The organism is Campylobacter hepaticus (genome assembly GCF_001687475.2).
In the GTDB taxonomy this organism is placed as follows: Bacteria; Campylobacterota; Campylobacteria; order Campylobacterales; family Campylobacteraceae; genus Campylobacter_D; species Campylobacter_D hepaticus.
Genome location: NZ_CP031611.1, coordinates 628,080 through 653,185 on the forward strand (window position 1 = coordinate 628,080; position 25,106 = coordinate 653,185).

At 28.0% G+C, this 25,106-nt stretch carries 27 protein-coding genes; 6 read left to right on the forward strand and 21 right to left on the reverse strand.

Features of this window, described 5'->3' with window-relative positions:
• Positions 1-165: 165 nt before the first annotated feature.
• The 4 genes from A2J15_RS03075 to A2J15_RS03090 all read left to right on the forward strand — a co-directional run bounded on the left by A2J15_RS03075 (position 166) and on the right by A2J15_RS03090 (position 3,640).
• The gene (locus tag A2J15_RS03075; RefSeq protein WP_066776835.1) at positions 166-1,353 is read left to right on the forward strand and encodes a M48 family metallopeptidase; all 1,188 of its coding nucleotides are present in this window, start codon (positions 166-168) and stop codon (positions 1,351-1,353) included.
• Positions 1,350-2,147, forward strand: coding sequence for a HemK/PrmC family methyltransferase (locus tag A2J15_RS03080; RefSeq protein ID WP_066776832.1), 798 nt, complete (start codon positions 1,350-1,352; stop codon positions 2,145-2,147). Before A2J15_RS03075 ends, A2J15_RS03080 begins: the two co-directional genes overlap by 4 nt.
• Positions 2,148-2,182: 35 nt before the next feature.
• Positions 2,183-2,659 carry a DUF4149 domain-containing protein gene (locus A2J15_RS03085; RefSeq protein WP_066776829.1) on the forward strand — a complete coding sequence of 159 codons (477 nt, stop codon included), beginning with the start codon at positions 2,183-2,185 and terminating at the stop codon, positions 2,657-2,659.
• A 348-nt stretch (positions 2,660-3,007) separates the two neighbouring features.
• Positions 3,008-3,640, forward strand: a complete 633-nt coding sequence (locus tag A2J15_RS03090; RefSeq protein WP_066776828.1) for a YggS family pyridoxal phosphate-dependent enzyme — start codon at positions 3,008-3,010, stop codon at positions 3,638-3,640.
• Positions 3,641-3,648: 8 nt separating this feature from the next.
• Here A2J15_RS03090 and dnaE read toward each other — a convergent pair whose 3' ends face one another.
• Positions 3,649-7,248, reverse strand: coding sequence for a DNA polymerase III subunit alpha (dnaE, locus tag A2J15_RS03095; RefSeq protein WP_066776825.1), 3,600 nt, complete (start codon positions 7,246-7,248; stop codon positions 3,649-3,651).
• 182 nt (positions 7,249-7,430) lie between these two features.
• Between dnaE and A2J15_RS07880 the strand changes: the two genes are divergently transcribed.
• Positions 7,431-7,673, forward strand: a complete 243-nt coding sequence (locus tag A2J15_RS07880; protein WP_260338346.1) for a SelT/SelW/SelH family (seleno)protein — start codon at positions 7,431-7,433, stop codon at positions 7,671-7,673.
• Between the two features lie 11 nt (positions 7,674-7,684).
• Here the strand turns inward: A2J15_RS07880 and A2J15_RS03105 are convergent, their stop codons facing one another.
• From A2J15_RS03105 to A2J15_RS03190, 17 genes are all read right to left on the reverse strand, one after another.
• Positions 7,685-8,014, reverse strand: coding sequence for an ArsC/Spx/MgsR family protein (locus A2J15_RS03105; protein WP_066776823.1), 330 nt, complete (start codon positions 8,012-8,014; stop codon positions 7,685-7,687).
• Complete coding sequence (locus tag A2J15_RS03110; protein ID WP_083074272.1) at positions 8,011-9,351, reverse strand: class II 3-deoxy-7-phosphoheptulonate synthase; 1,341 nt, start codon at positions 9,349-9,351, stop codon at positions 8,011-8,013. The genes A2J15_RS03105 and A2J15_RS03110 overlap by 4 nt, the downstream gene beginning before the upstream one ends.
• 494 nt (positions 9,352-9,845) lie before the next feature.
• Positions 9,846-10,202, reverse strand: a complete 357-nt coding sequence (gene rplS, locus A2J15_RS03120; protein ID WP_066776818.1) for a 50S ribosomal protein L19 — start codon at positions 10,200-10,202, stop codon at positions 9,846-9,848.
• 9 nt (positions 10,203-10,211) lie between these two features.
• A complete protein-coding gene (gene trmD, locus A2J15_RS03125; RefSeq protein ID WP_066776817.1) occupies positions 10,212-10,916 on the reverse strand; it encodes a tRNA (guanosine(37)-N1)-methyltransferase TrmD in 705 nt (234 codons plus the stop codon).
• Positions 10,913-11,452 carry a ribosome maturation factor RimM gene (rimM, locus tag A2J15_RS03130; RefSeq protein ID WP_066776814.1) on the reverse strand — a complete coding sequence of 180 codons (540 nt, stop codon included), beginning with the start codon at positions 11,450-11,452 and terminating at the stop codon, positions 10,913-10,915. Before rimM ends, trmD begins: the two co-directional genes overlap by 4 nt.
• Positions 11,445-11,687 (reverse strand): KH domain-containing protein, encoded by a 243-nt coding sequence (locus A2J15_RS03135; RefSeq protein ID WP_066776809.1) that lies wholly within the window; start codon positions 11,685-11,687, stop codon positions 11,445-11,447. Before A2J15_RS03135 ends, rimM begins: the two co-directional genes overlap by 8 nt.
• A gap of 2 nt (positions 11,688-11,689) precedes the next feature.
• Positions 11,690-11,917, reverse strand: coding sequence for a 30S ribosomal protein S16 (gene rpsP / locus A2J15_RS03140; RefSeq protein ID WP_066776807.1), 228 nt, complete (start codon positions 11,915-11,917; stop codon positions 11,690-11,692).
• 63 nt (positions 11,918-11,980) lie between these two features.
• On the reverse strand, positions 11,981-13,318 hold the full coding sequence (gene ffh / locus A2J15_RS03145; protein WP_066776805.1) for a signal recognition particle protein: 1,338 nt from the start codon (positions 13,316-13,318) through the stop codon (positions 11,981-11,983).
• Positions 13,319-13,384: 66 nt separating this feature from the next.
• On the reverse strand, positions 13,385-14,137 hold the full coding sequence (locus tag A2J15_RS03150) for an RluA family pseudouridine synthase (RefSeq protein WP_066776802.1): 753 nt from the start codon (positions 14,135-14,137) through the stop codon (positions 13,385-13,387).
• Positions 14,118-15,275 (reverse strand): lipid IV(A) 3-deoxy-D-manno-octulosonic acid transferase, encoded by a 1,158-nt coding sequence (gene waaA, locus A2J15_RS03155; protein WP_066776799.1) that lies wholly within the window; start codon positions 15,273-15,275, stop codon positions 14,118-14,120. The genes A2J15_RS03150 and waaA overlap by 20 nt, the downstream gene beginning before the upstream one ends.
• Positions 15,276-15,277: 2 nt before the next feature.
• Complete coding sequence (locus A2J15_RS03160) at positions 15,278-15,988, reverse strand: zinc ribbon domain-containing protein (RefSeq protein ID WP_066776797.1); 711 nt, start codon at positions 15,986-15,988, stop codon at positions 15,278-15,280.
• A gap of 9 nt (positions 15,989-15,997) precedes the next feature.
• Entirely contained in the window at positions 15,998-16,723 is a 726-nt protein-coding gene (locus tag A2J15_RS03165) for a Nif3-like dinuclear metal center hexameric protein (RefSeq protein ID WP_066776795.1), read from the reverse strand.
• On the reverse strand, positions 16,710-17,573 hold the full coding sequence (glyQ, locus tag A2J15_RS03170) for a glycine--tRNA ligase subunit alpha (protein ID WP_066776793.1): 864 nt from the start codon (positions 17,571-17,573) through the stop codon (positions 16,710-16,712). Before glyQ ends, A2J15_RS03165 begins: the two co-directional genes overlap by 14 nt.
• Positions 17,574-17,588: 15 nt before the next feature.
• On the reverse strand, positions 17,589-18,122 hold the full coding sequence (locus A2J15_RS03175) for a DUF3972 domain-containing protein (RefSeq protein WP_066776790.1): 534 nt from the start codon (positions 18,120-18,122) through the stop codon (positions 17,589-17,591).
• A gap of 9 nt (positions 18,123-18,131) precedes the next feature.
• Entirely contained in the window at positions 18,132-18,626 is a 495-nt protein-coding gene (gene purE, locus A2J15_RS03180) for a 5-(carboxyamino)imidazole ribonucleotide mutase (protein WP_066776788.1), read from the reverse strand.
• Positions 18,627-19,880, reverse strand: coding sequence for a peptidase U32 family protein (locus A2J15_RS03185; RefSeq protein WP_066776784.1), 1,254 nt, complete (start codon positions 19,878-19,880; stop codon positions 18,627-18,629).
• A complete protein-coding gene (locus tag A2J15_RS03190; protein ID WP_066776781.1) occupies positions 19,877-20,572 on the reverse strand; it encodes a chemotaxis protein in 696 nt (231 codons plus the stop codon). Before A2J15_RS03190 ends, A2J15_RS03185 begins: the two co-directional genes overlap by 4 nt.
• 204 nt (positions 20,573-20,776) lie before the next feature.
• Here A2J15_RS03190 and glnA point away from each other — a divergent pair, with 204 nt between their 5' ends.
• Positions 20,777-22,207 (forward strand): type I glutamate--ammonia ligase, encoded by a 1,431-nt coding sequence (gene glnA, locus A2J15_RS03195; RefSeq protein ID WP_066776778.1) that lies wholly within the window; start codon positions 20,777-20,779, stop codon positions 22,205-22,207.
• 44 nt (positions 22,208-22,251) lie between these two features.
• On the opposite strand, the gene flgG is transcribed toward glnA, so the two are convergent.
• From flgG to ftsZ, 3 genes are all read right to left on the reverse strand, one after another.
• Complete coding sequence (flgG, locus tag A2J15_RS03200; RefSeq protein ID WP_066776774.1) at positions 22,252-23,043, reverse strand: flagellar basal-body rod protein FlgG; 792 nt, start codon at positions 23,041-23,043, stop codon at positions 22,252-22,254.
• Between the two features lie 18 nt (positions 23,044-23,061).
• On the reverse strand, positions 23,062-23,874 hold the full coding sequence (locus tag A2J15_RS03205; protein WP_066776772.1) for a flagellar hook-basal body protein: 813 nt from the start codon (positions 23,872-23,874) through the stop codon (positions 23,062-23,064).
• 108 nt (positions 23,875-23,982) lie between these two features.
• A complete protein-coding gene (ftsZ, locus tag A2J15_RS03210) occupies positions 23,983-25,095 on the reverse strand; it encodes a cell division protein FtsZ (RefSeq protein WP_066776770.1) in 1,113 nt (370 codons plus the stop codon).
• Between the last annotated feature and the right edge of the window lie 11 nt (positions 25,096-25,106).

Below are 25,106 nucleotides of genomic sequence, written 5' to 3' on the forward strand. Positions count from 1 at the left end.
TTTGTTTATAGGTATTCTTTTTTAAAAAAACATTTTTCATCCTTTTATCACAAAATATACCTTAAAATTACTGAAAAGAAAATTATTTTTTAATTTATGTAATTATTAACTTTATTTCATCATTTCTAAGCTAGAATTGACAAAAAATATTAATAAGGAAATTATATGACTTTAATTGCAATCTTATGTCTTTACACAGCACTTGTATCTTGGATTTCTTATAATCAAATTCATTTTTTAGAAAAAGAAAAACAAGAAAAAGCACAAATATTAAACGAGAAAGATTATAAACAAGCAGCAAATATTGCCATAGAAAATGAAAAATTTAAACTTTTTTCAAATTTTTACACCTTAATAGTCAATATTGCATGGATAGGATTTGGATTTTTTTATCTTAAAGAATTATTTATTTCCACTAACTCCCTCCTTGAAAACACTTTATTTTTGCTTACTTTTTTAATTCTTACAAGTATTTTAAATCTACCTTTAAATATCTATGAAAGTTTTATTAAAGATAAAGCCCATGGTTTTTCAAATATGACCATAAAACTTTTTATTAAAGATTCACTTAAAAACCTTGTTTTAACTTTAATTTTTGGATTTTTAATCTTATATGCTTTGCTTTTTTGCTATGATTTTTTTGGTAATTTATGGTGGATTGGAGCATTCATTTTTAGTTTTAGTATTATTGTTATTATCAATCTTATTTATCCTACTTTGATTACACCTATTTTTAATAAAATGCAAAAACTTGATGATGAAAACTTGCTTAATAAAATAAATAAACTAATGCAACAATGTGGATTTAATGCTAATGGAATTTATATTATGGATGCAAGCAAAAGAGATAAACGTTTAAATGCTTATTTTGGAGGACTTTTTAAAAGCAAAAGAGTTGTACTTTTTGATACACTCTTGCAAGCTTTAAATGAAAAAGAACTTTTGGCTGTTTTAGCTCACGAACTTGGACATTTTGTTCATAAAGATATTATTAAAACTTTATTCAATAGTGCACTTACTATATTTTTACTTTTTTTTGTTTTTGCTCATTTACCTGAATTTGTTTATTTAGAAAGTCATTTAGAAGGTGTTAAAAGCGGAGTATTTGCTCTTTTATTTATTTTTTCTAATATCTTTAGTTTTTTTATTTCTCCTATACTTAATGCTTTAAGCAGAAAAAATGAATACGCAGCTGATAGACATGGCGCTAAAATGACCAGCAAGGAAGATATGAAAAATGCACTTATAAGCCTAGCAAAAGAAAATAAAGCTTTTATTAAAACAAGTAAAATATATACTTTTTTCTATCTTACACATCCAAGCATTAGCGATAGACTTAAGGCTCTTACTTGACCATAAAAAATGCTCTTATAAAAGCCAAAGCCATGCTCAAAGAATACGAAAATGAAGCAGTGTTTATACTTTGCGAATATTTGCAAAAAGATAAAGCTTGGCTTTTTTTAAATCAAGATTTAAAATTTGATTTTCAAGCTTATTTTAAACTGATTGAAAGATTTAAACTTGGAGAACCTTTTGAATATATTTTTGAAAAAACAGACTTTTATGGTTTGGAATTTAAAATAAAAAAAGGTGTATTAATACCTCGCTATGATAGTCAAATTTTACTTTTTGAAATTTTAAAATTATGTCAAATACACACTTTTAATAATATATTAGAAATAGGATTTGGAAGTGGAATTTTAAGTATAGTTTTAGCCAAAGAACTTGGGATTCACATCACGGCATGCGATATTAACCCCAAAGCTTTAAAATTAGCATTAGAAAATGCTAAAATACATCAAGTTGATCATTTAATTGATTTCAAACTTTGCGATTTTAAACAAATAAAACAAAATTATGATTTCATTTTTTCAAATCCTCCTTATATTCAAACATCATATCCTGTAGATATTTGGGTACAACAAGAACCCAAAGAAGCTTTGTTTGGCGGAGAGAAAGGGTATGAAATTTTAGAACAAATTATTAATTTTTCTATAAATAGAAAAGCACAGTTTTTAGCATGTGAATTTGGTTATGATCAAAAAGAAATTTTAAAAAAAATTTTAGATCAACATCAATTTAAAGCTGAATTTTTTAAAGATGAACAAGGTTATTATCGCGCTTTTGTGGCTCAAAAACTAAAATAATATGTTATGATAAAAATTAAAAAAAGGAAAAAATATTGAAAGCTATTAATTTATTTTTACTTGCTGCTATGGTAGGGATAGAAATAATACTTGGTATAGTTGTTGCACCAGCAATTTTTTATCCACAAAAATTTATAGGAGAAGGAATTTTAAATCATTATCAAAGTGGTTTAATCATGACTCAAATCTTTGTCAAAATGGGATATTCATTGATTATCATTTCAACTATTCATTTTTTGTTTGAACTTTATTCTTATATAAAAAATGATTTTCCATTTTATATAAAATTTTCAAAACTCATGCTAAGTATACTTATTTTAATTTTAAGCTTAATATTTGTTTTTTATTTCACTTATACCATCATTGACTTTCAAAATTTAGGAGAACAAATTATAAATGAACAAAAATTTATAAGTATACATAATGCAAGCGAAACTGTTATAAAAATCATTTTAATTATGCAAGTTTTTTTATATTTTTTAAACTTTAAAAATATAAAAAATACTCAATAAATATTTAAGAAATCTTTAAGGGTATACAAATAAAAAACCTATTTACATTATACCCTTAATAAAATATTTTAGAAAAAATACCATTGATACTTCAAAAACAATCAATCCTGCTAATTTAACAAATAAAATTTCCTTTTAATGCTATAAAACAATTGATAAATCCGTATTATTACAATATAACAATCTATAATATTACAAATATTTTACAAGATATATTAAATACAATGCATCTAAAATTCGAACAATAAAATTTAAAATAAATACTTAAATTACAAATACAATAGGCTATAATAATCTTAATATAAATAAAACAAATATATTAAATATAAAAAATAAAGGACTTTTAAAATGACCGTACAACAAATTTTAGAACAAACAAAAAATATTCGATTAATTGCTGCAAGCAAATATGTTGATGCAAATATTATAGAAAAAATCTATACACAAGGTATTGTAGAATTTGGGGAAAATCAAGTGCAAGCCTTAGCTCAAAAAAAATATATTCTTGATAATAAAAATTTAAATATAAAATGGCATTTTATAGGAACTTTACAAAGTAATAAAATTAACTTACTTATAAAACAAAAACCTATTTTGTGGCACTCTTGCAATGGAATAAAAATAGCCCAAGCTGTAAATAAAAGACTTAATTATAAACTGGATACCTTATTAGAAATTAATAGCGCTAATGAATACAGTAAAAGCGGTTTAAATCCTGATATTGCTATTGAAGAATACTTAAAGATTCAAGAAGAATGCCCTAATTTAAATCTTTGTGGCGTAATGAGCATAGGAAGCCATAGTAAAAATACATATGAAATTATTAAAAGTTTTGAACATACTTTTAACATTTATGAAAAATTGCAAAAATACGGAGCTAAAATTTGCTCAATGGGGATGAGCAGTGATTTTAAACTCGCTATACAATGTGGTTCTAATATGATAAGACTTGGAAAAATTTTATTTGATCAATTTAAATAAAAAATATTTTAAGCATACTTACTAGCAATTTCTTTTCCCACACTATCAGAAATAACAAAATCAGTATGATATAATAAACAAGAACCTGCACTAATAACTTTTAAAACAAGCTTTTTATTGTTTTTTTCATTAGGATTATGTGCATTTCTAGCAATCTCATGAATTTCATATATCAATTCTCTATTTAAACGACTAAGATCTAATTCTATAATATTTTTTTCAAATTCTTTTGGATCTGCGATAAATTGATTGTCTTTATTTTTTAATTCTTTTTTCATGCTCATTTTTTTTATAGCTTTAATTTCTCCATTTTCAAGGTCTTCTAATTTTTTAATAGCTCTTAAAAAAAAGCTTGGCTTTTCACCTCCTTGCGTTTTAAAACTTAAAATAAAACCATAAGCATAATTCCTTAGCTTCTCATCTTTAAAAATATTTTCTATTTCTTCGACATTGGATTCAAAAACAATAGCATCAAAAGAAGAATAATAATCTAAAATTTCAATTCTTCCATAACGTTTATTATTTTTACTCATCATAGATTTAAAATCTTCAATTTTTCCTATACTTAAAATTTCCCCATTATTTTTTAAATTCTCAAAATCTAAACTTTTTATATAATCTATAGCATTAATTTGCTCATAAAATCTATCCAATGGATGACCTGAAACATAAATTCCTAAAATTTCCTTCTCATAAGCTAATTTTTCCATTAACTCAAATTCCTCATCTTTAGAGACAAAATCTACTTGAATTCCTGAAGTTAAATCATCTTGATCAAAAAGAGAATTTGCTGCATTTTTTCTCAACTCTGCCATTTTACGCGATGCTTCACTAAGATTATCCATGTTATTAAATAAAGTTTTTCGAGTAAAACCAAACTCATCAAATGATCCTGCTTTAATAAAGCTTTCCAAAGTCCTACGATTAATTTTCGTTGGATCTATCTTACCCAAAAAATCATTAATATCTTTAAATTCTCCATTTTCTCTTGCTTCAAGCAAATTTTCAACCGCTGGAATTCCTACACTTTTAATAGCTCCTAAACCATATAAAATAGCATCTTTGCCATCTTGCTCTAAAGCACTAAACTCACGCATAGCCTTATTGATCGATGGAGGTAAAAGCTTAATATTCATTTTTTTCATTTCATCAATATAAACTGCAATCTTATCTACATTATTTTCTTCACTCGTTAAAAGAGCAGCCATAAATTCACTAGGATAATAAGTTTTTAAATAAGCTGTTTGGAAAGTAATAAGTGCATAAGCAGCAGAATGAGATTTATTAAAACCATATCCAGCAAATTTAACAATTAACTCCCATAAATCTTCAGCCTTACTTCTATCATAACCTTGCTTTTGAGCCCCGTCAGCAAATTCACTTTTAAGTTTTTTCATCTTTTCAGGATCTTTTTTACCCATAGCACGACGTACTACGTCAGCACCTCCTAAAGAAAAACCACCTATAATTTGAACAATTTGCATAACTTGTTCTTGATAAACAATTACTCCATAAGTTGGTTCTAAAACTTTTTTTAAACTATCAAAAGGGTATTCTATATTTTTTATACCATGTTTTCTATCAATAAAATCATCAAGCATTCCTGATTCCATAGGGCCTGGACGATAAAGTGCTAAAACCGCAATAATATCTTCAAAACGCTCTGGTTTTAATCGTGCATTTAAACTTTGCATACCATCTGATTCAATTTGAAAGATTCCTAAAGTATTGCCACTTTGTATAGTCTTATAAACGTTAGCATCATTAACATCAATAGTTTCCCAAATAATATCTTTATTGTAACGTTTTTTAATAAGCTTCATAGCATTATTAATTACTGTTAAAGTCTTAAGTCCTAAAAAGTCAAATTTGATTAAATCCACATCTTCTAAATGATCCTTAGAATACTGAGTCACCAAATGCTTTTCATCATTTTTACTTTGCCTAAAAAGGGGAGTTTTTTTCCATAAACTTTCATTAGAAATTACTACACCTGCTGCATGCATACCTGCATTACGATTTAAACCTTCTAATGCTTTTGCATACTCCCAAACTTCAGATCCTTTAGGATGACGATTAATAAATTCTTTAATTTTTGGCTCTCTTTCATAAGCTGTATCTAAAGTAATTTTAAGTTCTTCAGGCACAAGTTTAGCAAGTTCATCAGCATCTTGAATACTCATATCACAAACCCTAGCCACATCCCGTATCACACCTTTAGCTAAAAGCTTACCAAAAGTAATAACTTGCGCAACTTTATCTGCTCCGTATTTATCAATAACATAATCAATTACTTCAGCACGTCTATCTTGGCAAAAATCAACATCAATATCAGGCATACTTACACGTTCAGGATTTAAAAAACGTTCAAAAAGCAAACTATAAGGAATAGGATCTAAATCTGTAATTCTTAAGCAATAAGAAACTAAACTACCTGCTGCTGAACCCCTCCCAGGTCCTACAGGAATACCTCTATCTTTGGCCACTTTAATGAAATCATGAACAATAAGCATATAACCTGAAAATTTCATATTTTTAATAATATCAATCTCAGTTTCAAGTCTTTGCTTATATTCATCATGTTTACCAACATCAATAAATTTCAATCTTTCCTCAAGCCCTATTTTGCAAAGTTTCTCAAAAACCATATCATCATTTTCAAAACTAAAATCTTTAGTTTCTTCTGGCAAAGAAATATTATATTTTTTGGCATATTCTTTTGTAAATTTAAAATTAGGTGGTGTTGGATTACCTAAATTTAATTCAAGATTACATTTATTAGCTATTTCTTGAGTATTTTCTATAGCTTCTGGTATATCTGCAAAAATTTCACTCATTTGAGCAGGGCTTTTAACATAAAATTCATGCACACTATGACGTATTCTATCAGGATCATTTAATTTTTTACCCATAGCAATACACATAAAAACTTCATGTGCAGCAGCTCTTTCTTTAAAAGTATAATGCGTATCATTTGTAGCAATAATTTTAATATTTAATTCTTTAGAGAGTCTTATAATATCATCATCTATCATTCTTTGATCATTAATACCATGACGCATAATTTCTAAATAAAAATCTTCTCCAAAAACATCTTGATACCACAAAGCTGCTTCTTTTGCTGCTTCATAACCCTTTGCACCAAAACGCAAATTTCTTTGACTATAAGTATTTAAATGCCAATTAATTTCACCTTGTAAACAAGCTGAAGAACAAATCAAACCTTGACTATATTCTTTTAAAAGTTTTTTATTAATACGCGGATAATAATATAAACCTTTAATATAACTTTGAGAACTCAAATACATTAAATTTTGATAGCCTATTTCATCTTTAGCATATAAACACAAATGAAAACGTTGACGTGAACTTTTATCATTTAATTGATCATGATTATGCAAATAAGCTTCTAAACCAATAATAGGTTTCAAACCTTGCGCTTTCATAGTCTGATAAAAATCAATTGCTCCAAACATATTGCCATGATCTGTCATAGCTACACTTGTCGCACCTTGTTTTTTTAAAGTCATTGCTAGTTCTTTAATTTTATTCGCCCCATCAAGCAAAGAATATTCTGTATGTAAATGTAAATGGGTAAATTGACTCATTTTTTTCCTTTATTTTTCCAAAACTAATATTTTTAAAAATTATAAATTGTTATGGCTGAATTTGAAAGAAATTAATAATAAAATTGAATTGATTTTTTAATATAAATGGAAAAATTTACTCAAAATGCATTATAATAGATCACTTAAGATATCATCTTAAAAAATTAAAATTAAAGAACAAAATGAAAATAAAAATTACTTATTGCAATATTTGAAATTATTATCCACAAGCTGCAAGGGTTGCAGAAGAATTACAAAATAATTTTAAAGATATAACAATAGAATTTGAAATTGGCAAAAAAGGAGATTTCATCGTTGAAGTAAATGGAGATATTGTCTTTTCCAAAAGACAGTTAATAAACTGTGAAAGTCAAAGATTTCCTTATGAGAATGAAATTATACAACTTATAAATAATAGAGTGTAAAATACACTCTATTATAAAATTACTTCATATTCTTTACCAATATAAATTTTTTTCTCATATTCAATAACAGGACGTTTAATACAACTTGGATTATCTAAAATTATTTTTTCAAGTTCTTTATTATTTAAATTTTTAATTTTTTCCTTATTTAATCCAAGTTTTTTAGCTGTCAAACCTGCACTATTAATTAACTCTTCAAAAGACTTTTGCTTAAGCCATAAAGATAAAATTTCTTGACCAATCTTTTTAATATCTAAAAATTCAAAATCTAAATCTTTCTCATGCAAAAAATCTATAGCTTTTTTTACAGAATTGCAATTTTTTATTCCATAAAGCTTCATTTTCTAGCCTTTTTTACTAAATCAGCTATTAAAAACGCTAGTTCTAATGCTTGATCAGCATTTAATCTTGGATCACATTGGGTTTCATAACGTTGCTTTAAAGTTTGAGTTGTCACATTACTTGCTCCACCTGTGCATTCAGTAACATCTTGTCCTGTCATTTCAAGATGCACCCCTCCTGCGTAAATACCTTCACTTTTAGCAAGTTCAAAAAATGTTCTTACTTCTTCCATAATATTATCAAATTCACGTGTTTTAAAATTTCCAGCTTTTACAGTATTACCATGCATAGGATCGATACTATAAATCAAATTTAAACCTTCACTTTTAAGTTTAGAAAAAATCTGTGGTAAATTTTTAGCAATATTATGCGCACCCATACGAATAATAATATTTAACCTGCCTTCTTCATTATTTGGATTTAAAGCATGAGCTAAAGCTATAACCTCCTCTGCCTTGGCATTTGGACCTATTTTAACTCCTAAAGGATTTTTAACACCACTTAAAAAATGCACATGTGCTTCATTAATACCCCTGGTTCTTTCACCTATCCACAACATATGTGCTGAACAATCATAAATTTCCCCACTTAAACTATCAACTCTAGTTAAAGCTTGTTCATAAGGTAATAATAAAGCCTCATGAGAAGTATAAACGCTTACTTCTTTTAAACTAGGAGTATTATTTGTATTAATTCCGCATGCCTCCATAAAAGCTAAAGCTTGAGAAATTTTTTCACTAATATCAGCATATTGTTTATGAAGTTCATTTTTTTTCAAAAAACCTAAATTCCAGCGATGCACCTCATGCAAGTCTGCTAAACCTCCCTTAGCAAAACCACGCAATAAATTTAAAGTCGTTGCACTTTGATAATAAGCTTCAAGCATTCTTTTAGGATCAGGAATTCTTGCCGCCTCATTAAAATCAAAACCATTAATAATATCCCCACGATAACTAGGAAGTTTAACCCCATTTAATTCCTCAAAATCATCGCTTCTTGGCTTAGCAAATTGCCCAGCAATACGACCAATCTTCACCACAGGACATCCACTAGCAAAAGTAAGAACTATAGCCATTTGAAGTAAAATTTTAAACATATCGCGAATATTTATAGCTCCAAAATTTTCAAAACTTTCAGCACAATCTCCACCTTGAAGTAAAAAAGCTTCTTTACGCGCAACCTTAGCTAAAACATTTTGCAAATCTCTAACCTCTCCAGCAAAAACAAGAGGAGGAAGTTTTTCAAGTCTAGATAAAACTTTATTCAATTCCTCTTGATTTGGATATACAGGTTGTTGTTTTATAGGATAATTTTTCCAAGAATTTTTTGTCCACATCATAATCATTTATTCCATTCTATCAGATAATTTTTATAAACTAAAACAATACAAGGTCTTAGTTGTATTAAGCTATAACAATTTTTTGAATTTTCAAAACATTGGGTATTTATCTTCAAAGAAGTAAAACAAGTTTCAATACAAAATTTAACTTTTTTAAATATAGATAATTTATTTCTATTTTTTTTAATATAAAAAATGTTATATATCTTTTTTATATTTTGTCTGATATTGTTTTTATCTAAAGCATAATAAAATTGAACTGTAATTTTAAAAATAAATTCTTTAAATAATATAATATAATAAGCAATTAATTGATATTTATTAAAATTTAAAAGTCTTAACAAAGTTAGCAATAACCAATTTTTTTGAATAAAAAACATTCTTTTCCCTTGTATAATATTGTTTATAAATATTATACAAGAATATAATTAATAATTTTAATCAAATAATAAAAATTATGAACTAATTTTAATTTCACAAATGAAATATAATTATTTTTTAAGTTCTTTAATACGGGCTGCTTTACCGCGTCTATCTCTTAAATAAAACAATCTAGCACGACGTACACGACCACGACGCAAAACACTAATACTTTCTAAACTTTCACTATAAATAGGGAAAATTCTCTCAACACCAACATTATTAGCACCCATTTTACGAACAATAAAAGTTTCACCTACACCATTGCCTCTTCTAGCAATACAAATACCTTCAAAATTTTGAATTCTTGTTTTATCGCCCTCTTTAATGCGAATTGCAAGCTTTAAAGTGTCTCCAGCACGAAAATCTGGAATATTCTTATCTTGAATTTGTTTTGCTTCAAATTGCTCTATATATTTATTTTTCATAAAATTTCCTCATTTTTTGCGTTCATGCTCTAAAAATAAATCTGGACGAAAAAATTTTGTTTTGCAAGACGCTAAAGTAGTTTTTAAACTTGCAATTCTAGCGTGATTACCCTTTAAAAACTCTGAAGGAGCTGAAATTTTTTTATTTCCTTTTTCAAAAATAAAAGGTTTTGCAAAAGAAGGTGCTTCAAGCAAAGCATTTTCAAAACTTTCTTCCTCTAAACTTTGTATATTGCCTAAAACCCCTTTTACATTTCTTAAAATTGCATCACACATAACAAGGGCTGGCAATTCTCCTCCTGTTAAAATAAAATCTCCTATACTAAAAACCTCATTAGCATATAATTCAAGTACTCTTTCATCTACACCTTCATAACGTCCACATATAAAAACTATATTTTTTTTTATACTCAAACGCTTAGCATCTTTTTGATTAAAAGTTTTTCCACTAGGAGTTAAAAATATAAAATGAGAATTTTTTTCTTTCATTTTAATATTTTGCAAAACTTCACATAAAGGTTCAACTTGAATTAAAAGTCCTGCACCACCACCTATTTTATAATCATCGACCTTATGATAAGAATTTTTAGAAAAATCTCTTGGATTGACAAAATACGTTTGAAACAATCCTTTTTCTTGTGCTTTTAAAAGTATAGAATCTTTAAAATAAAATTCAATTAATTGAGGAAATAAAGAAATAAATGTAAATTTCATGAGTTTTCTAAAATTAAAAAAGCATCTTTAGTACAAAAAATCTCACGTTTTTGTATATTTACACTTTTTATAAATTTATTTAAATAAGGAATAAAAAATTTTTGAGAATATTTTTTTTCTACCCATTTTTCATCACTTTGCACTTCAAGTAAATAAGAAGTTCCTATTTCTAAAATATTAATCACCTTTCCTAATTTTATATGCTCATCAAAAACTTCACATTCTAAAATATCAAAATAAAAAAATTCGTCCTTTTTTAATTTACAAGTTTGTCTACTTTGTTCTATACTTTGAAAAAGAATCATATTGATCAATTCTTTAGCTTTTTGAATATCTTCATAATTTTGAAACAAAACAGTAGAATTATTTGCATTATAATGTTTAATTTTTAAAATTTTTTTACCATTTTCAATAAAAAAAGAAGCATCTTTTTTAAACTGAGAAGAAAAATCACTAAGATTGTATAATTTTATATACCCTTTAAGACCAACAGTTTTACCAAGTTTGGCAACTTGAACAAAATCTTTTTCACTCAAGTGCTTTTACCGTTACTCTATAAGTATTTACTTCCTTGCTTTTATAAGCAGAAATTACTGTCTTAATAGCATTAATCATTTTTCCATTTTTACCAATAAGTTTACCTGTATCAACTTTATGCGCAAAAAGAATAATTTCAAAAAAATTTTCACTTAATTCTAATTTTTGAATATCAATTTGCTCAGGATAATCTGCAATTAATTTTGCATATTCTTTAAGAAAATTTTCTACCATAATTATTTACTAGTAATAGAAGCGACTTTATCACTAAGTTTTGCACCAACACTTTTCCAGTAATTTAAACGTTCTATATCTACTTTAATTAACTCAGGTTCTACCATAGGATTATAGTATCCAATACTCTCAATCCAGCCACCATCACGGCGTTTTCTACTATCAGTAACTACTATACGATAAAATGGTCTTTTTGTTCTGCCCATTCTTGTAAGTCTAATAACTGTCATTTATACTCCTTAAATTTCAAAGTTTATTTATAAATACTAAGCAATATTTATAAATAAACTTTTTTAAAATTGTCTTCTAGCTTGACTCATCATTTGAGTTAAATTTTCCATTCCTTTTTTTCCTGAAAATCTTTTTGCAAGTTTTGCAGCATTATTAAACTGTTTTAAAAAACGGTTAACTTCCATTTGTGAAAGTCCAGCCCCTTGAGCAATACGACGTTTTCTTGAATTATTTAATAAATCAGGATTTTCTCTTTCTTTAGAAGTCATTGAAGAAATCATAGCCTTAATGTGTATAATTTCTTTAGAATTATCTAAATCTATATCTTTTAATGCATTAGACATCGTATTAAGTCCTGGTATCATACCAATCAAAGATTTTATACTACCTAATTTTTTTATACTTTCCATTTGATCAAGAAAATCATTAAAATTAAATTCACCTTTTTTAATTTTTTGATTTAATTTTTTAGCTTCTTTTTCATCAATTACTGCAGCAGTTTTTTCAGCTAAAGTAAGTAAATCTCCTTCACCCATAATACGGCTTACGATACGATTAGGTATAAAAACTTCTAAATCTGCTACCTTCTCTCCAACACCAATAAATCTTAAAGGAATGCCTACTTGTTTTGCTATACCCAAAGCTACGCCACCTTTGGTATCTGCATCAAATTTAGATAAAATAACCCCGCTAATATCTAAAGATTCATGAAAATTTATTGCAGTTTTTACTCCATCTTGTCCACTCATAGCATCTGCAACATAAAAAATTTCATCAGGCTTTAAAATATTTTTTATTGCTTTTAATTCATCCATTAAAATTTCATCTATTGCTAAACGTCCTGCAGTATCTACAAGTAAAACATCTACCATAGAATTTTTAGCCTTCTCTAAAGCCTGAGTAGCAACTTTAAGAGGATTTTTTTCATTTTCTATAAAAAAAAGCTCAATTTCATTTACCTTGCAAAGTTGCCTAAGTTGTTCTACAGCTGCTAAACGTTGCAAATCGCAAGCTGCAACTAAAACTTTTTTACCGCGTAACTTAAGATAATTTGCAAGTTTAATAGTACTTGTTGTTTTACCACCACCTTGTAAACCAGCCATTAAAACTACTGTTGGTGGTTTAGAAGCAAATACAAAACCTTGATTTTTATTCTTAACATTTAAAATATTTTCTAAATTTGTTTTAATAGCATCTAAAAACTGTTTTTGTCCTATACCATTTTTTTTAAGATCTTCTTCTATTAAAACTACAAGTTCTTTTGTAACTTTATGATGGACATCTGCTTTCAATAAAGCTTTTTTTAAGGTTTCTAAAGCATTTTTAAGCGCCTTTGCATCATCAATAAAACGAATTTTATTTATTGCTGACTTAAAAGATTCACTAAGTAATTCAAACACTTTATCACCTTTCTATAAATTTATTAATCAAATCTTGCATTATACAAAATTTTTTCTTAAATGGCTTTAAAAATCTAAATTTTTTATTTCAAAACCAAATTTTGTAAAATCATTATCTAAATTTGCTTTAAAAGAATAAGTCAATATTTTCAATTCATAGCTATGTAAGTACATTCTATCGCTTGAAATTTTTGCATATTTTTCATCGCCCACAACACCATGTTTTACAAATTGTGTATGCACTCTAATTTGATGCGTTCTACCTGTTTTAATTATAATTTTTGCTAAAGTTTTTTTTGATTGTATTAATATAGGTCTAACTAAACTTAAAGCACTTAAACCATCTTTAGAAATTTTACTTAATGCCCCGCCTTTAGTTTTTATAGTTAAAATTGGCTCATTAATCTCAAGTTCTTCGGCTAAAACTCCATCTAAAATAGCAATATAACTTTTATATACCCTATGTTGCTTAAATTCTTCTATACAAAGTTTTCTAAAATTATCGTCCTTGCAAAGTAAAATTATACCGCTAGTTTCTTTATCTAAACGATTTAAAAGTTTAGCATTAAATCTTTTTTCTAAATCTTCACTGACATAAGCATAAGGCTTATTAATAGCAAGAACTTTTTCATCTTCAAAAATAATTTGAGGATTTTTTATCTTTATTATATTAAATCTTGTTTTATTACTCATCAAAGCTCTTGCAAGAGTAATTTTTTTTCCATGAGAAAAAACACAACCCCTATCAATTAAATCTTTGGCTTCTCGATTCGAAATTTTTTCTTGCAAAGCTAAAATTTTATAAGCTTTTTCTTGCATCAATTCCTTCTTGTATAGTTTGTACAATAAGCTTTAAATCATTTTTCTTAAAAATTTTAGCTTTTAAATTTGCATGGTGAATTTGCCTATTTAATGTTTTTAAATCTTCGCAAAAATATACATTCTCTACTTCATCAAATAAAACTTTTTGATTATGAATAAATTTCCCGCTTATTAAAACATTATTAAAATATGCTACTTCAACAGGATTATGACCGCCTATACCCTCTATAAAAGAACCTCCTAGTACAACAACATCAGAAATAGCATAAAAATTTAAAAGCTCACCTAAAGTATCTAAAAGTAAAACATTTTTACAAAAAAAATGATTTTGATCTTTTAAAGAAGTAAATTTTACAAAATCTAATTTCTTTTTTAAAAGTAAATCTTCAACTTCTTTAAAACGTTCTGGATGACGTGGAGCAATAATAAGTTTTTCATTTCCCTCTAATTGAAAATTTTCAAGCAAAAGTTCTTCTTCACCTTTATGAGTACTTGCAAAAACTATTAATTTTTCTTTAGGTTTTAAATAGTTTTTATGATTTTTAATACTTATGTTTGCTTTAATATTTTTAAAAATTTGAACATTTTGAGCACCTAAATTTTCAAGTCTTATTTTATCTAAATTACTTTGTGCAAAAACTTCATCAATATAAGAAAAAATTTTTTTATAAAAAAATGAAAATTTTTTATAAGATTCATAAGATTTATCAGGTATTCTTGCATTTAATAAAATAATTTTTGCTTGATATAATTTTGCCATAAAAACAAGCATAAGCCAATACTCTGCTTCAAAAATAACTAAAACTTTACAAGGCTTTAACCAAAAAGGTAAGAAATTTTCAAAAACAAGATAATTTACTTTTGTGCAAAATTGCTTTGCACATTCAAAACCTGTTTGAGTAATAGTAGTAATTCTTGAATCAAATTCTAAACTTAATTCTTTAATACTTTTAACTTCCCCATAAGAACAAACATGAAAATGCACATCAGCCTTTTCTTGATAATAATTTCGATACAAAAAGAAACGAGATTTTAAACTCATCTTATATTTAGGCTTTAAAAAAGAAAATAAAAAAAGAAAAATAAAGCAAAATAAAAATGCTATCCATACTAAAATATAGTAAAAAAAGACCAACTTTATTCTTCTTGAGCTTTATAAAGAATTCTTCCACAATGAGGGCATGTTACAATTTCTTCATCTTTAATAATAGATAAATAAGTTTTATCATAAATTTTCATAAAACATCCATAACATGCTTGTTTTTTTACCGGAACAATGGCAGTATTTTTCGCCCATTTGCGAATTTTTTCATAAAAACTTAAAACCTTTTGATTCATCTCATTAATGAGTTTAGTTTTTTTATCATATATACTCATACGGTCTTTTTCTAAAATTTCCATTTCAGCTTTAATATTTGCTCTAATTTCATTTATATTTTCTTCTTGCTTAAACTTCTCTTCTTGAAGTTCCTTTTTATAAATTTCTTTATTATCTAAAATTTTATCTAATCTTATAATTTCATCATTTGCTGCATCTAACTGCTCTTTTGCAATATCCTCTTCAATTTTTAAAGCATTAGCTTCTTTTTCTGTTTTTACTGCCCCACTCTTTTTAGAAAGTTCTTTAATTTTTGCCAAAAACTCTGCAATATGTGCATTATTTTGAATTTTTTGATTTTCTATATCTTTAATTTCATCATCAATCTTTTCAAGACCTGCATTAATATTTTCTATTTTCAATTCAGCATCTTTTAAAGTCTTATGAATACTTTCTATTTTAGGCTCATAACTATCAATTTCTTGATCTATTTTTGATAATAACACTAATTGCTCAAGATATTTATTCATTTATTTTCCTTAAAAATATTGAAATGGATTTTTTGAAACTGTTATTATAACTTGTAGTGGCAAATTTTTCAAGTCCTTTGCTAAACATTGAGAAAAATATCTTTCACTTTCAAAATGTCCTAAATCTATAAGACTTAATTGATTACTAATAGCTTCTAAAGCTTGGTGATATTTAAAATCTCCACTTAAAAAACAATCTGCATCTACTTTAGAAATTAAATCTCCACCACTTCCAGTACAAATAGCAATACGTTTTATATCTTTTTTACCACAATCACTTATACGCAAATTTTTTATATTTAATTTGTTTTTTACCAAAGTACATAAATTTTCAAAAGACATAGAATTTTCTACGTAAATTAAAAATTCATCTTTAAAAGAAATATTAAAACCTAAAATTTCTTCAACAAAATAAGCATTTAAATGACTTAAATCATAATTTGTATGCATACTAATTAAAGAAATATTTTTCCTTAACAAATCTTTAATAAAACCTTTAGGATAATCTTTACCGCTTAAATTTTTCAAAGCTTTAAAAATCAAAGGATGATGCGTAATGAGTAAAGAATTTTCGCTTACTTTCTCAATAATACTTTCATCAATATCCAAACTTAAATAAATTTTCGAAATTTCATTATTCTCATCCCCAAGTAAAAGACCGCTATTATCCCATGATTCTTGAGTGTCAAAAGGACTTAAGTTATCTAAAAAATTATAAATTTCACTCAGCTTCATTTAAATTCTTCTTATAAATTTCAGCACAATTTTTAGAAAGCTCACGAATTTTTAACATATAATCTTGTCTTTGAGCAACAGAAATCGCACCTCTTGCATCTAAAAGATTAAAAGTATGAGCAGCAAGCATACAATAATCATAGGCAGGCAAAGCTAAGCCTTCTTGTAAAATATTCTTACACTCCTGATAAGAATTTTCAAATTGTTCATTTAAAATTTTAACATCGCTAAGTTCAAAATTATATTTACTAAATTCATATTCACTTTGCTTATGTATATCTGCATATTTCATCTTAACTCCATTATATTCACTCCAAATTATATCATATACATTATCCACATTTTGCAAATACATAGCTATTCTTTCAAGTCCATAAGTAATTTCAGCACTAACTAAATCTACAGGAATACCCCCTACTTGCTGAAAATAAGTAAATTGAGTCACTTCCATACCATCAAGCCAAACTTCCCATCCTAGACCCCAAGCACCTAAACTTGGACTTTCCCAGTTATCTTCAACAAAACGGATATCATGACTTTTTAAATCAAAACCTAAATTTTCAAGACTTTTAAGATATAATTTTTGTATATCATCAGGACTTGGTTTAATCAAAACTTGAAATTGATAATAAGATCCCAAACGATTAGGATTTTCTCCATAACGTCCATCTGCTGGTCTTCTACTAGGTGCTACATAAGCACTTGCCCAAGGTTTTTTTCCCAAACTTCTTAAAAAAGTAGCAGGATGAAAAGTTCCTGCACCCGCTGGCATATCATAAGGCTGAACAATTGCACAACCTTGCTCTTGCCAATAATTTTGCAAAGTAAGTATTATTTTTGAAAAAGTCATTTTTTCTCTCTTTAGTTATCCTATATTGTGATCAGTTTGATCTAAATTCTTATTCATTTGTAAATCAGGTTCTGCATTAGCTCCAAAAATTTCTGTGGTCTTACTCCACATTAATTTATATTTACGTTTAAGAAATTCTATTTCTTCTCGTGCATGTTTTAGCTCATTATTTAAAGTTTCTATGGTTTTTCTATCTTCATCATAAAGCTCTTGCATAGAATAAAGCGCATCTTTTAAAAATTTATTCTCATTTTTTAAAGCATCTAGTGTCTCATCTTTAGCATCTAAAACTTTTTCATGCAAATTTAAAATAGTACCTATAGTTTTTTCAATAAAACTTTCACCAGCTAAAGACATAGAATTGACCATAGCATGCTGAGATTTAGATGCACTTGGCACCACACTAAAAGTTCCTTGATGCGCTTCAATATAAATCTTACCCTCTTCTTCTTTAAATTTTAAAGCACCATTAGCTATCATACCTCTTACAACATCTTCATTTAAATGTACTAATTTGCAAAATTCTTCAAGCTCTAAATAAGTTTGCATTTTTATTCCTTATAATAAAACTTCAACTACTTTTGAATCAAATATAAGTTTTTGCTCTTTATCAAAACGATCTTGTTTAAGTTTTTGAGTCAAAATTGTATTATCAATAGCTAAAATCTGTATTGCCAAATAAGCAGCATTAATTGCTCCAGCTTTACCAATAGCTAAAGTCCCTACAGGAATTCCACTAGGCATTTGCACAGTAGAAAATAAAGAATCTATACTAGCAAGATTACTTCCAGGCATAGGAACACCCAAAACAGGTTTTATAGTATAAGCAGCACAAGTTCCTGCTAAATGTGCCGCCATACCCGCTGCTGCAATAAAAACCTTAGCACCTCTTTTTTCAGCATCTATAATATATTCTTTTGTTCTTTTTGGACTACGATGAGCTGAGGAAATAATAAGCTCATATTTGACTTCAAAATTTTCTAAAATTTTAAGTGTCTCTTTTATAACCTCATAATCACTTTTACTTCCTATTAAAATTGAAACAAAATCCATTTATATTTCCTTTCTTAGAAAACTTAACGGGCTAATTCGACCTGGTAATTGAATTGCATTTTCATTACCGCTATGAATTTCATTAAATTCTTTATTATTCTTAGCTATAAGTTTTTTAAATTCCACAAAATATTTATCTTCTTTTTTATAAATTTTACCCAAAGCATTATCACACAAATCTATTGTATCATACAAAGGCATTAAAATCTCATAAGGAGTATTTAAAATCACCTTACCCTTGCATTTAAAAAACATACCATCTTCACTCATACCATGAACTTGATGAGTCCCTTCTTCTATACTTGCATAATGATTTTGTGTATTAGTTTTATCTAAAGGACGCATAACAAGATAACCATCTGTAAAACCTCTATTTTTAAGCGTAGCGATTTCTTTTTCATATTTACTTGATTGAAACTTACCTTGTAAAACATCTTGTATAGCCATTTTATAAGTTCTTGTTGTTAATCCAACATAATATTCACTTTTAGTACGACCTTCAATTTTAAAAGCACTAATGCAATTTTCTTGCATTATTTTTTCTATATAAGAACAAAGATTTAAATCTTTAGAATTAAATACATGAGTGCCATTTTCATTTTCCTCCAAACGAAAAAGAGTACCATTTTCAGGATTTTTTGCATAAAGTTCATAATTAAATCTGCAATCATTAGCACAAGAACCTCGATTACTCATCCTTCCACTTTGCACAGAACTTATTAAACAACGCCCAGAATAAGCAAAACACATAGAACCATGCACAAAAGCTTCAAGCTCTATATCACAATTTTCTTTTAAAGCCTTAGCATCTTTAAGCCCTAATTCTCTTGCAATAACTACTCTTTTAGCACCCATATCTTTATAAGCTTGCGCATCTAAATAATTTAAAATATTAGCTTGCGTAGAAACATGTAAAGCAATTTCAGGAGCAAGTTCTTTTACCAAACGCATAACACCCAAAGAAGCTACAATAAAAGCATCAGGATTCATTTGACGTAATCTTAATATATGCCTTTTTAAACCTTCAATTTGTGAACTTAAATAAAAACCATTTAAAGTAACATAAATTTTCTTACCTCGTTCATGGGTATATTTTATAGCTTCTTCAAAACTTTCATAATTAAATTCTCTTGCGGTACGCGAACGAAGAGAAAAATTATTCACACCTGCATAAACCGCATCAGCACCATAAGCTAAAGCAATTTTTAATTTAATAAAATTTCCTGCAGGGGCTACTATTTGAGGGATGATCATTTTTGTCCTAAACTTGCAATTAAAGCTTCTATATCATCATTGCTTACAATATCAGCAGTATTGTCACCTTCAATATGAACAGCAGAACTTACTCGCTTTTTATCATCAATTTTACCTTCAAAAAGCGAACTCATATAACGGCTTAAAGCGCGCATAACATTAATAACACGTTCAATTTTTTGACGATGGATATCTTGATATTGCATTGCATCCATAGCCATCATCACTTCATCTTGTCCACTTTGAAGATTAGCAACCATATCATTAACATTTTTTTTAATCGTCTTATTTAATTCTAAGGTCTCATTAAAACTTACTACATTGGGAAATTTTTCACTAAGTTTAGAAAAAATATCAATATTTTTTTCCAATGCTTTATTGATCTCTTTAGTTAAATTTTCAGAATCTGCAAAAAAATTATTAATACTTTCAAGTTTATCCATCATTTCAGTGGCTTTAAGCTCGCTATCTCTTGTTACATCATCAAGCTGATGTACAACTTTATGTTCTTGATTTGGTGGGGGTGGTGGCCACACTACACTAGGATTAGGCTTGTAATCAGCTATTTTTACATCTTCCAACATTAAAGTATCTTCTTCAACTTCAGATTCTTTATCTTGTATTTGCTCTTTTGATTCTAAATCAAGATCAACTTCGCCATTCATTAAAGCATCAAGCTCTTCTTGTGTCATTTTTTCCCTTTTTTAATATAAATTTTTCATAACTCACTTGAAATTATAATCAATTTTATCTAAAACAAAAATATAAATTTTTAGTTTATCATTATTTTTAGATTAAAATTATAATATTCTTATAAAAAATATATTAATTAAATCTTAATTAAAAAATTTATGATATAATTTTATAAATTAAATTAAAAAATAAGGAGTAAAAACATGGGAAAATTTGTTAACAATATAGACGATTTTTTCAGCTTTTGCAAACAAAATGAAGTTATCTTTGTGGATTTCCGTTTTACAGATATGATAGGAACTTGGCATCATATCACTTATAATCTTGATGCTATTAGTGAAGAAACATTCAAAACTGGAATTCCTTTTGATGGAAGTTCAATTCATGGATGGCAACCTATTGAAAAATCAGATATGATTTTAAAACCTGAAGTTCAAAGTGCTTTTTTAGATCCTTTTACAGCTGATCCTACTATTATAGTATTTTGCGATGTCTATGATATCTATAAAGGTCAAATGTATGAAAAATGTCCAAGAAGTATAGCTAAAAAAGCTATGCAATACCTTCAAAATAGCGGCATAGCTGATACTGCTTATTTTGGACCTGAAAACGAATTTTTTATCTTTGACAGTGTCAAAATAGTTGATAGTGCTCATTGTTCTAAATATGAAGTAGATACTGAAGAAGGAGAATGGAATGATAATAGAGAATTTTCAGATAGCTATAACACAGGACATCGCCCTAGAAATAAAGGAGGATATTTTCCAGTTCAACCTATAGATTCTTTAGTAGATATTCGATCTGAAATGGTTCAAACACTTCACAAAGTAGGTCTTAAAACTTTTGTTCATCATCATGAAGTAGCTCAAGGACAAGCTGAAATAGGAGTAAATTTTGGAACCCTTGTAGAAGCAGCTGATAATGTACAAATTTATAAATACGTTATAAAAATGGTAGCTCACCTTAATGGCAAAACCGCAACATTTATGCCAAAACCTTTATATGGTGATAATGGAAATGGCATGCATGTACACATGAGTTTATGGAAAGAAGAAACTAATTTATTTTACGATAAAGATGGTTATAATGGGCTAAGTCAAACAGCTATAAATTATATAGGAGGAATTTTAAAAAATGCTAGAAGTGTTGCAGCCTTTACAAATCCAAGCTCTAATTCTTACAAAAGAATTGTTCCAGGCTTTGAAGCACCTTGCATTTTAACCTACTCTTCTCAAAATAGATCTGCAAGTTGTCGCATTCCTTATGGTATAAACAAAAATTCAGCTCGTATTGAAATTCGTTTCCCCGACAGCACTGCTAACCCTTATTTAGCTTTTGTAAGTCTTTTAATGGCAGGTCTTGAAGGAATTAAAAATAAAACCATTCCTGTAGGTCCTATGGAAGAAAATTTATTTGATCTAACCTTAGATGAAATTCGTGAAAAGGGCATAGAACAATTACCTCATACTTTAAGAGGAAGCCTTGAAGCACTCATTCGACACAATGCCTTTTTAAAGCCTGTAATGAGTGATATTTTTATAGATGAATACCAACATTTAAAATTTAAAACCCAAGTGTGGCCAATAGAAGCCCGTCCAACTGCTTATGAATTTAAAACTTGTTATTCTTGCTAAAAAATATGGCGCTTTATGCGCCATTAAAAAATGAAATATTTTTATTATCTTTTAAGCTGATTTACTATACCAAGCATTTCATCACTAGTTGTTATAGCTTTTGAACCCGCCTCATAAGCTCTTTGTCCTGTAATAAGATCTGTCATCTCTTCAACGAGTTGAACATTGCTAAGCTCTATAAATCCATGTTTAATGCTTCCAAGTCCATCTTGCCCAGCTATACCTGCTACAGGAGCTCCACTTGCTCCTGTTTCAAGATAAAGATTATCTCCCATAGAATGTAATCCTGCCGGATTAATAAATTGAACAAGTTCTATTTGACCAATTTGGGTTTCTTGTTGTTCTCCTGGAAGCATAACAGAAACAGTTCCATCTTTAGCAACACTAATGCCTAAGGCACCTTCAGGTACAGTCATTTCAGGTAAAAGTTTATAGCCATCCGAATTTACAATATTACCTTCATTATCTCTTGTAAATTGTCCATTTCTAGTATACGCTATAGTACCATCTGGAAGCTGAATTTGAAAAAATCCATTGCCTGCAATAGCCATATCAAGCCCATCTGTACTTGTTGATTTTAAATTACCCTCAGTAAAAACCTTAGTTATTGCTGTAGGACGCACCCCAACTCCTACTTCTATACCAGAGGGAGAAAGGGTTGTTGATGAAGTTGAAGTTCCTGCATACTTCATAACTTGATACATAAGATCAGCAAATTCTGCACGACTTTTTTTAAATCCTGCCGTATTAACATTGGAAATATTATTTGAAGTAACATCAATTTGAGTTTGCTGCGCTATCATCCCTGTAGCTGCAGTATGAAGAGATCTCATCATTTTTTATCCTTTTTTATATTATTTAACACTTGCAAGTTTATTAATAGCTTCTTGATTTAAATCATCCATATGAGCTGTCATAACCTTTTGATACATTTCTACCATTCTATTAACCTCTATTAATGCCACCATTTCAGTAACTGGATTCACATTTGATCCTTGAGAAAAACCTTGATAGATAGCATTAGAATGATCTAAATGCCTAATGCGAGTTAAATCATCAATTTTATAAACATTATCTCCATCTTTTTGCAATGCTCTTATATCATCAACTTGAGCTATAAATAATTTAGAATTTTCAAGTCCATCAACTTCAATAACGCCATTTTTATCTACATTAATTTTATTAGCACCATTTGGAATACGAATTCCTGCATTTTGAGGATTATTAAAATAATACGTACTTAAAACCTGATAACCTTGCTTATTTACTAAATAACCTTCATCATCAAGTTGAAAATTTCCATCTTTACTCAATCTTATTTCCCCATCTTTAGTTTTAACCAAATAAAAAACATATTCTCGTGTTATTGCTAAATCTAAAGGATTATTAGTAGCTTTTAAAGAACCTAAGCTAAAATCTGTATATTCTTGAGAAACCTGAGGAATACTATCTATAGTAGTATTCACAAAACGCGATGCATCTCTTGTATGATTTTCTATAGGTAACTCATCTTGAGTTTCTTTAAAAATCCTTTTAAAATCTGCAATGACAACATCATCTCTTTTATAACCGCTTGTATTAATATTGGCAAGATTATTAGTAATAACATCAAGTTTGTTTAACTGAGTTACCATTCCACCTGTTGCTTGATAATATCCATTTTGCATATTTTCACCTATAAAACTAAGATTTTATAGGTATAAAAGCAAAGAGTGTTCCAAGTTAAAAATAAATTTTATAAGAGAAAAAAGCAAGATAAAACCTTGCTTTAAAGATCAGTCCATTTGACGGCGTAGGAAAGTAGGTGTTTCAATTTGCGCCATTATTTCTTCATCATAACCACCACTTACTTTTTTAAGATTTAAATAAGGATTTTTTTTAGAAGTTTGGGTATTTTCAATGGCTTTTTGATTTATAGCTTCTTTATCTTCAAAGCCTGTTGCAATAATAGTTACTTCTACTTTGTCTTCCATACTATCATCTGTAGTAGAACCAAAAATAATTTTTGCATTTTCATCAACAATCTCTTGAATACTGTTTGCTGCTGCTGAAATTTCAAATAAAGAGCAATTAGAACTTGTTTTAAAATGTAAAATAACACCTTTAGCACCTTTAATATCCATTCCATCAAGCAAAGGAGATTCTATAGCATTACAAAGTGCTTCTTCTATAGCATTTTCACCACTAGCACTACCAACACCCATAAGCGCAAGACCACGATGACTCATAATAGTTCTAACATCTGCAAAATCAACATTAATATCACCATTATCAAGCAAAATAGATACCATACCCTTTACAGCACGAGCCAAAATATCATCAACTAATTTAAAAGCATCTTTAATACCTGCTTTTTTATCAATAATACTTAATAATTTTTCATTTTGAATAACAAGGATAGAATCACTCTCTTTTTTAAGCTCAAGGAGACCATTTTCAGCAAGTTTTTTTCTTTGCTTTCCTTCAAAGGCAAAAGGCATAGTTACCACAGAAACGGTTAAGGCTCCAATTTCTTTAGCTGCTTGCGCAATAACTGGAGTAGCACCTGTTCCCGTACCTCCACCAAAACCTGAAGCAATAAATACAATATCACTTTGACTTAAACTAGCTTTTATTTCTTCAAAACTTTCTTTAGCACTTTCTGCTCCGACTTCAGGAAGCATTCCAGCACCCAAACCTTTAGTTTTTTTCTCACCAAGTTGAATTTTAGTTTTTGCTAGTGAAATTGAAATAGCTTGAGCATCAGTATTTGCGGCAATCAAATCAAGATCATTTAATCCCATTTTAACCATGTGATTGATCATATTACCACCGCCACCGCCACATCCTATGACTTTAATTTTTGCGCCTTTATTATGTTGCATTTCTTCTACCAAAAATTCACTCATAAAATTTCTCC

Excerpts from the sequence above, each read along its gene's own strand:
- A2J15_RS03075 (WP_066776835.1), top strand. The coding sequence starts at position 166 with ATGACTTTAATTGCAATCTTATGTCTTTACACAGCACTTGTATCTTGG.
- A2J15_RS03090 (WP_066776828.1), top strand. The coding sequence starts at position 3,008 with ATGACCGTACAACAAATTTTAGAACAAACAAAAAATATTCGATTAATT.
- dnaE (WP_066776825.1), bottom strand. The coding sequence starts at position 7,248 with ATGAGTCAATTTACCCATTTACATTTACATACAGAATATTCTTTGCTT.
- A2J15_RS03105 (WP_066776823.1), bottom strand. The coding sequence starts at position 8,014 with ATGAAGCTTTATGGAATAAAAAATTGCAATTCTGTAAAAAAAGCTATA.
- A2J15_RS03110 (WP_083074272.1), bottom strand. The coding sequence starts at position 9,351 with ATGTGGACAAAAAATTCTTGGAAAAATTATCCTATAAAACAACAACCT.
- rplS (WP_066776818.1), bottom strand. The coding sequence starts at position 10,202 with ATGAAAAATAAATATATAGAGCAATTTGAAGCAAAACAAATTCAAGAT.
- trmD (WP_066776817.1), bottom strand. The coding sequence starts at position 10,916 with ATGAAATTTACATTTATTTCTTTATTTCCTCAATTAATTGAATTTTAT.
- A2J15_RS03135 (WP_066776809.1), bottom strand. The coding sequence starts at position 11,687 with ATGGTAGAAAATTTTCTTAAAGAATATGCAAAATTAATTGCAGATTAT.
- rpsP (WP_066776807.1), bottom strand. The coding sequence starts at position 11,917 with ATGACAGTTATTAGACTTACAAGAATGGGCAGAACAAAAAGACCATTT.
- A2J15_RS03150 (WP_066776802.1), bottom strand. The coding sequence starts at position 14,137 with ATGCAAGAAAAAGCTTATAAAATTTTAGCTTTGCAAGAAAAAATTTCG.
- A2J15_RS03160 (WP_066776797.1), bottom strand. The coding sequence starts at position 15,988 with ATGAATAAATATCTTGAGCAATTAGTGTTATTATCAAAAATAGATCAA.
- A2J15_RS03165 (WP_066776795.1), bottom strand. The coding sequence starts at position 16,723 with ATGAAGCTGAGTGAAATTTATAATTTTTTAGATAACTTAAGTCCTTTT.
- glyQ (WP_066776793.1), bottom strand. The coding sequence starts at position 17,573 with ATGACTTTTTCAAAAATAATACTTACTTTGCAAAATTATTGGCAAGAG.
- A2J15_RS03175 (WP_066776790.1), bottom strand. The coding sequence starts at position 18,122 with ATGCAAACTTATTTAGAGCTTGAAGAATTTTGCAAATTAGTACATTTA.
- purE (WP_066776788.1), bottom strand. The coding sequence starts at position 18,626 with ATGGATTTTGTTTCAATTTTAATAGGAAGTAAAAGTGATTATGAGGTT.
- A2J15_RS03185 (WP_066776784.1), bottom strand. The coding sequence starts at position 19,880 with ATGATCATCCCTCAAATAGTAGCCCCTGCAGGAAATTTTATTAAATTA.
- A2J15_RS03190 (WP_066776781.1), bottom strand. The coding sequence starts at position 20,572 with ATGACACAAGAAGAGCTTGATGCTTTAATGAATGGCGAAGTTGATCTT.
- glnA (WP_066776778.1), top strand. The coding sequence starts at position 20,777 with ATGGGAAAATTTGTTAACAATATAGACGATTTTTTCAGCTTTTGCAAA.
- flgG (WP_066776774.1), bottom strand. The coding sequence starts at position 23,043 with ATGATGAGATCTCTTCATACTGCAGCTACAGGGATGATAGCGCAGCAA.
- A2J15_RS03205 (WP_066776772.1), bottom strand. The coding sequence starts at position 23,874 with ATGCAAAATGGATATTATCAAGCAACAGGTGGAATGGTAACTCAGTTA.
- ftsZ (WP_066776770.1), bottom strand. The coding sequence starts at position 25,095 with ATGAGTGAATTTTTGGTAGAAGAAATGCAACATAATAAAGGCGCAAAA.